Origin of the sequence: Microterricola pindariensis, from assembly GCF_002936985.1 — a bacterium.
GTDB classification, from domain to species: domain Bacteria; phylum Actinomycetota; class Actinomycetes; order Actinomycetales; family Microbacteriaceae; genus Microterricola; species Microterricola pindariensis.
In genome coordinates this window covers 21,531-28,497 of record NZ_MPZN01000042.1, presented here as the reverse complement: position 1 = coordinate 28,497, position 6,967 = coordinate 21,531, and the positions used below count along the sequence as shown (strand labels likewise).

Here is a 6,967-nt window from a genome sequence, read left to right as displayed (position 1 = left end):
AGCCGCGGGCAACCGGCGGCGTCCACAGCAGGACGATGAGCAGGGCCGCTCCCGCGGCGGTCGCCGTTGCGCCCCAATCCCACTGGTCGCTGGATGCCACCACGACGGTGCTGAGCAGGGCCAGGATGCCGAGGAAGAACGAGACGAGCAGGCGTGAGAGCCCACTGCCGCGCCGGAGCCCGGCGGCGAGGGCGACGATCAGCAGGCCGAACAGGGCGATCGCGGCGCCGACGATCGAGAGCGCCAGCCGCTCGTCGGTCTCGCCCTCGTAGCGGCTGAGCAGCACGAGGATGCCGATGCCCGTCGACAGGAACCCGGTGGTGTAGGCGAGGACGGCGACGGCGGTCGTGGCAACGCGCCCGGTTACCGACGCGGGCGTGCTCAACGGTCGCGCCGGCGCGGGCGCCCCGCCCGGCGCGCCGGCCGAGGCGAGCAGCCGGCGGTGAAACAGCCGCACGACCTCGATGCAGGAGATCATCACGATCGTGATGCCGGTCAGGGCGATGGCGAGCTCCTCACCCGGGTCGACGAGGGCGAAGAACGCCCGCGAGACGGGGAGCGTGAACACGAGCACGAGGCCGACGAACATCGCGCCGACGACGAGCACCTTGTAGCGGTTGAGCGGGCGGGAGAGCACGGCGAGCACCCAGATCCCGACAACCGCCAGGATGATGGTGGCCCCGGTGCGGAGCTGGTCGGCCGACACCCCGATGCCCTGTGCGACGAAGGTGTACCAGGTCAGCCCGAGCGCGATGACGATGCCCGCCGGGATCGCGAAGCTCAGGGAGCGCCGGAGAAATCCGGGCATGTAGCGCGCGGCGTTGGGCATCAGCGCGAGGAAGAACGCCGGGATGCCGATCGTGAGGCCGTCGGTGATCGAGAGCTGCCGCGGCAGGAACGGGAACTCGAGCACGAGCACCCCGAAGAGGATCGCGAGGAGCGTCGCGTAGGCGGTCTTGGTGAGGAACAGCATCGAGACTCGCTCGATGTTCGCGATCACCTGCCGCCCCTCCGCGACGACGTCGGGCAGGTGCGAGAACTGCCCGTCCAGCAGCACGAGGCGGGCGACGGCCTTGGTGGCGGGCGACCCCGAGTTCATCGCGATGCCGATGTCGGCGGTCTTGATCGCGAGCGCGTCGTTGACCCCGTCGCCGGTCATCGCGACGGTGTGCCCGCGGCTCTGCAGCGCCGTCACCATGCGCTTCTTCTGCTCGGGGGTGACCCGCCCGAACACCAGGTGCTGCTCCAGCACCTCGGCGAGCTCCGCCTCGTCCTCGGGGAGTGCCCGGGCGTCGAAGCCATCGGCGACGTCGATGCCGATCTCGCGGGCGATGGCGGCGACGGTGCGCGGGTTGTCGCCGGAGATGATGCGGATGCCGACACCCTGCTGCCGGAAGTACTCGAGCGTCTGGGCGGCGTCGGGCCGCACCTGCTCGCGGAAGGTGAGCACCGCCGTCGGCACCAGATCCGCCGGCAGGCGCTCCGCCTGCACGTCAGACTCCGTGAGGGGCGCGCCGGAGCGGGCCAGCACCAGCGTGCGGCGCCCGGTCTCGGCCAGGCCGGTCACCGTGCGGCCGAGCTCGGTCGAGCTGGAGCTCGCGGCATCCCCGAACACCATCTCCGGGGCGCCCATGACCCAGGTCTCTGCGGTGCCGTCGAAGGAGACGGCGCTCCACTTGCGGGCGGAGGAGAAGGGGATGTACCCGGCGGCGTGGCGCGCGGACTCGACCGGGTACGCGGCGCGCAGGGAGCGGGCGGTGGCGTTCGCGTCGGGGGAGGCCGCGTACCACGCGAGCGCGCCCTGCCAGTCGCCGGGCCCGTCTCCGCTCCCGGCGCCGGGCTCCTGTGCGGGGAGGTGCGCCTCGTCGAAGGCGATCTCGCCGACGGTGAGCGTGCCGGTCTTGTCGAGGCAGATCATGTCGACGCGGGCGAGGCCCTCCACGGCGGGCAGCTCGTTGACGAGCACCTGCCGGCGGGCGAGCTTCGTCGCGCCGACCGCGAAGGCGATGCTCGTCATCAGCACGAGGCCGAGCGGGATCATCGCGGTCACCGAGGCGATCGTGTTGACCACCGCCTGCACCCAGGCGCCGGTCGTGAACACGGTCGCGTAGCCCCCGGCGACCATGACCTGGGCGTTGAAGACGAGCAGGCTGATGGGGCCGATGCCCCAGCTCACCCACTTCAGCACCCGGTTGATCGAGCTGCGCAGCTCGCTGGAGACGAGTGAGAACCGCTTCGCCTCGCCGGCGAAGCGGTTGGCGTAGGAGTCGGCGCCGACGCGCGTCACCCGGGCCGAGCCCTCGCCCGCGACGACGACGGACCCGGAGAGCGCCTCGGCGCCGGGGTGCTTGTCGACCGGGTCGGACTCCCCGGTGAGCATGGACTCGTCGATCTGCAGCCCGCGCGCACTGAGGATCTCGGCGTCGGCGGGCACCTGATCGCCCGCGCGGAGCACGAGCAGGTCGTCGAGCACGACCTCGCCCGGCGCGATCTCCGCCTCCGCGCCTGCGCGCAGCACGCGCGCGTGCGGCGCGCTCAGCAGCGCCAGCCGGTCGAGCGCCGCCTTCGCGCGGAACTCCTGGACCGACCCGATGATCGCGTTCGCGAACGCCGCGAAGCCGAACAGGGCGTCCTGCCAGCGCCCGACGAGGAAGAGCACGAAGAAGCAGGCGAAGACGATGCCGTTGAACAGCGTGAACACGTTGGCGCGCACGATGTTCCACGCGCTGCGGCTGGAGTCCGGGGTGAACGCGTTGGTCTTCCCCGCCGCGATGCGTTCCGCGACATCCGCCGCGCTCAGCCCGCTCGAGGCCTCGGTGTGAGTTGTGTCCACGGATTCCTCATGCGCGCTCGGTGACGGATTCTGCCACCCTGATTCTTGCGCCATCCGCGAGCCCTCGCGCGCATTTGGCGGGAAGTGGCCTGCTTTCGCGACGAGGTTGGCGGCTCGCGGAACCGATGCTGAGTGCGACGATACAGTCTCCGCTGTACTGTTGCGGCATGCCCACCACGACATCCCGTCTCGACGTCATGAACCGCCTCGGCCGCGCCATGGCCGACCCGACGCGGTCACGCATCCTCCTGGCCCTGCTGGCTGGCCCCGGCTACCCCGCCGTGCTCGCGGACACGCTCGGACTCAGCAGGCAGAACGTGTCGAACCACCTCACTTGCCTGCGCGACTGCGGCATCGTGACGGCTCAGCCGGAGGGGAGGCAGACGCGCTACGAGATCTCCGACCCGCACCTGACGCGCTCACTCACCGCACTCGTGGAGGTCGTTCTCGCCGTCGACGAGTCCGCCCCCTGCGTGGACGTGAGCTGCCCCGTTCCCGGATGCTGCGAGGACGCTCGATGACGACGGTGGGCCGTTCCGCACTCTCGCCGGAGCGGAAGGCCGTGCTGCACCGCCGCATCCGCTGGATCGTCGGCGTCACCATCGGCTACAACCTCATCGAGGCGGTCGTCTCGGTCGCGGCCGGCTCGGCCGCGTCATCCGCCGCTCTGATCGCCTTCGGGCTGGACTCGCTCGTCGAGGTGCTCTCGGCCGCCGCGGTCGCCTGGCAGTTCTCGCGCGCCGACCCAGAGAAGTACGAGAAGGCCACCCTGCGGGTCATCGCGTTCGCCTTCTTCCTGCTCGCCGCCTACGTCAGCGTCAACGCCGTGCTCTCCCTCACCGGGGCGGTGGAAGCCGAGCACAGCACCCTCGGAATCATCATCACGGCCGTCAGCGTCGTGGTCATGCCATTCCTGTCCTGGTTCGAGCGCCGCACGGGCAGGGAGCTGGGCTCCGCCACGGCGGTCGCCGACTCCAAGCAGACCCTGCTCTGCACCTACCTCTCGGCGGCCGTGCTCATCGGGCTCCTGCTGAACTCCCTCCTCGGCTGGGCCTGGGCCGACCCGATCGCCGCCCTCGTCATCGCGGTCTTCGCCGTGCGCGAGGGGATCGAGGCGTGGAAGGGCGACACCTGTGCGACGCCCGTCGGGATGCTCCTGGAGGACGGCGAGCACGGCGTGCGGGCCGACCATTAGTCAGCAAGGCGGGAAGAGGCTCATCTAGTCCGAGAAGCGGCAAGTGGAGCGGATGACGGGAATCGAACCCGCGCTATCAGCTTGGGAAGCTGAAGTTCTGCCATTGAACTACATCCGCGCGGCACCCGTTGCCGAGTGCGTGATCATCATGTTAGCAAGCGATCGCGCCAGCTCACGCCGGAACACTCTGTACAGCCTCGGCGAATCGGTCTAGCGTGCCAAGGGAGCATTCGATCCCGCATTCGCGCCTGCGGCATTCCTGCCGGTCGGCGCGATGCGCTGCATGGCAAGGAGAAGTTCGTGCCCCAGAATGAGCCAAAGCCCCACGACTACGCGCCGGCCTACACCGACGGGCTCTCCCGCGAGGCGCACGCCCTGCTGCGCCTCGCCGAGGAGCCGGTGGACCCGGCGAGCGTGTACCGCTTCATCCACGACGAGCTGCTGCTCGACGGCAGCTCCCGGCTGAACCTGGCCACGTTCGTCACCACCTGGATGGACCCGGAGGCCGACAAGCTGATGGCCGAGTCGTTCGACAAGAACATGATCGACAAGGACGAGTACCCGGCGACGGCGGCGATCGAGGGCCGCTGCGTGTCGATCGTGGCCGACCTGTTCAACGCCCCCGGCCTCGACCCCAACGACCCGCGCAGCGCGACCGGCGTCTCGACGATTGGCTCGAGCGAGGCGGTGATGCTGGCCGGGCTGGCCCTCAAGTGGCGCTGGCGGGCCCGGCGGGCGGATGCCGGGGCCGACAGCACGCGCCCGAAGCTCATCCTGGGCAGCAACGTGCAGGTGGTGTGGGAGAAGTTCTGCCGCTACTTCGACGTCGAGCCTGTCTACCTGCCGATGGCGCCCGGGCGGTACGTGATCACGCCGGAGCAGGTGGTGGCCGCCGTCGACGAGAACACGATCGGCGTCGTGGCGATCCTCGGCACCACCTTCACCGGCGAGCTGGAGCCCGTCGCGGAGATCGCGGCCGCGCTCGACGCGCTCGCGGCATCCGGCGGGCCGGACGTGCCGATCCACGTCGACGGTGCGAGCGGCGCCTTCGTCGTGCCGTTCCTGCACCCGGACCTCGAGTGGGACTTCCGGCTGCCCCGGGTCGTCTCGATCAACGCCAGCGGCCACAAGTACGGCCTCACCTACCCGGGCATCGGCTTCGTCGTCTGGCGCTCGCCGGAGCAACTGCCCGACGACCTCGTGTTCCGGGTGAACTACCTGGGCGGCGACATGCCCACTTTCACGCTCAACTTCTCCCGGCCGGGCAACCAGGTCATCGGCCAGTACTACAACTTCCTCCGGCTGGGCCGGGCCGGCTACCGCGCGGTCATGGAGACGCTGCGCGACACGGCCGTCGAGATCTCCGGGCGGCTCGCCGAGATCCCGCAGCTGCGCGTGATCACCGACGGCAGCGCCATCCCGGTGATCTCGTTCGAGGTGGCCCCGGATGCCGGCTTCACCGTGTTCGAGGTGTCGCACGAGCTGCGCGCGGCGGGCTGGCAGGTGCCGGCCTACACGATGCCGGCCGACGCCGAGGAGGTGGCCGTGCTGCGCATCGTCGTGCGCGACGGCTTCAACACCGAGCTCGGCCGCATGCTGACGGATGCCGTCGTCACGGCCTGCGGCGAACTGAGTGGGCGTGAGGGCGGTGCCCGACCGCAGCGCAGCCACTTCGCCCACTAGCCGGTGGGGGCGTGGCGTCGGGCGAACGCTGCGGCTGCGCCGCGAGTCCTGGGGGTTCGCGATCGGCTCCGTGCTGTTCGCGGTCGGCGCCTGGCCCGGCTACGCCACCGCGGTCGGGGTGACGGCCGACAACCTCACCTACTTCGTCGGCTCCCTGTTCTTCACCACGGCCGCCCTCATCCAGCTGCTGCTCACCGGGCGCCCGCTGCCGCACCGCGGCTCCACGCGCGCGGAGCGGTTCGACTGGTTCGCGGCGGCGATCCAGTTTGTCGGCACGCTGCTGTTCAACGTCAGCACCCTCGCCGCCCTGCTGCAGAGCACCGGCGCCGAGGTCACGGCGCGGATGGTGTGGCGCCCCGACGCCTACGGCTCGATCGCCTTCCTCATCGCGAGCATCCTCGCGGTCGTGGCCACGACCGACCGCGAGTCGCTCTGGGACCCGAACGCGCGCAGCTGGTGGTCGACCTGGTTCGGCATGGCCGGCTCGCTCGCCTTCGGCGCCTCGGCCGTCGGGGCCGCGGTGGACCCGGCATCCGGCGAGCTCAGGAACGCCGCCCTCGCGAACCTGGGAACCTTCGTCGGGGCCCTCTGCTTCCTCGCTGCGGCGCTGCTCGCCCTGCCGCCGCGGCCAGCCCGTTAAGCTGGCAACGTGCTTCTCTCAGACCGTGACATCAAGGCCAACCTCGACGCCGAGCGCATCCGCATGGAGCCGTTCTCGCCCGAGATGATCCAGCCCTCGAGCATCGACGTGCGCCTGGACCGCTACTTCCGGCTGTTCGACAACCACAAGTACCCCTTCATCGACCCGGCCGAGGACCAGCCGGAGCTCACCCACCTGATCGAGGTCGAGCCCGACGAGCCGTTCATCCTGCACCCGGGAGAGTTCGTGCTCGGCTCCACCTTCGAGCTGGTTTCGCTGCCGGATGACATCGCCGCCCGCCTCGAGGGCAAGAGTTCGCTCGGCCGCCTCGGCCTGCTCACCCACTCCACTGCCGGCTTCATCGACCCGGGCTTCAGCGGCCACGTCACCCTCGAGCTCAGCAACGTCGCGACGCTGCCGATCAAGCTCTGGCCGGGCATGAAGATCGGCCAGATGTGCTTCTTCCAGCTCTCCTCGCCGTCGGAGAAGCCCTACGGCTCGGCCGAGTACAGCTCGCGCTACCAGGGCCAGCGCGGCCCGACCGCCTCGCGCTCGTTCCAGAACTTCCACCGCACCGCGGTCGCCGAGTCGACCGCGGGCAGCCTCGGCAACTAGC

Annotated in this window: 5 protein-coding genes, 1 tRNA gene and 1 pseudogene; 5 read left to right on the top strand and 2 right to left on the bottom strand. The window is 70.3% G+C overall.

Annotated elements, in window-relative coordinates:
- Positions 1-432: 432 nt before the first annotated feature.
- A pseudogene (locus GY24_RS12280) lies at positions 433-2,887 on the bottom strand (HAD-IC family P-type ATPase); the annotation flags it as partial.
- A gap of 113 nt (positions 2,888-3,000) precedes the next feature.
- Here GY24_RS12280 and cmtR point away from each other — a divergent pair.
- Positions 3,001-3,354 (top strand): Cd(II)/Pb(II)-sensing metalloregulatory transcriptional regulator CmtR, encoded by a 354-nt coding sequence (cmtR, locus tag GY24_RS12275; RefSeq protein ID WP_104476182.1) that lies wholly within the window; start codon positions 3,001-3,003, stop codon positions 3,352-3,354.
- Positions 3,351-4,028, top strand: coding sequence for a cation transporter (locus GY24_RS12270; RefSeq protein WP_104476180.1), 678 nt, complete (start codon positions 3,351-3,353; stop codon positions 4,026-4,028). The genes cmtR and GY24_RS12270 overlap by 4 nt, the downstream gene beginning before the upstream one ends.
- A 44-nt stretch (positions 4,029-4,072) precedes the next feature.
- Here the strand turns inward: GY24_RS12270 and GY24_RS12265 are convergent.
- Positions 4,073-4,146: transfer RNA gene (locus GY24_RS12265), tRNA-Gly, on the bottom strand.
- A gap of 182 nt (positions 4,147-4,328) precedes the next feature.
- Between GY24_RS12265 and GY24_RS12260 the strand changes: the two genes are divergently transcribed.
- The 3 genes from GY24_RS12260 to dcd all read left to right on the top strand — a co-directional run bounded on the left by GY24_RS12260 (position 4,329) and on the right by dcd (position 6,966).
- Complete coding sequence (locus tag GY24_RS12260) at positions 4,329-5,711, top strand: glutamate decarboxylase (protein WP_104476178.1); 1,383 nt, start codon at positions 4,329-4,331, stop codon at positions 5,709-5,711.
- Between the two features lie 70 nt (positions 5,712-5,781).
- Entirely contained in the window at positions 5,782-6,351 is a 570-nt protein-coding gene (locus GY24_RS12255; protein WP_233279342.1) for a hypothetical protein, read from the top strand.
- 9 nt (positions 6,352-6,360) lie between these two features.
- Complete coding sequence (gene dcd, locus GY24_RS12250) at positions 6,361-6,966, top strand: dCTP deaminase (protein ID WP_104476176.1); 606 nt, start codon at positions 6,361-6,363, stop codon at positions 6,964-6,966.
- The last annotated feature ends 1 nt before the right edge of the window (position 6,967 follow it).

Bases quoted from the DNA above. Each gene is read 5' to 3' on its own strand.
- cmtR (WP_104476182.1), top strand. From the start codon at position 3,001: ATGCCCACCACGACATCCCGTCTCGACGTCATGAACCGCCTCGGCCGC.
- GY24_RS12270 (WP_104476180.1), top strand. From the start codon at position 3,351: ATGACGACGGTGGGCCGTTCCGCACTCTCGCCGGAGCGGAAGGCCGTG.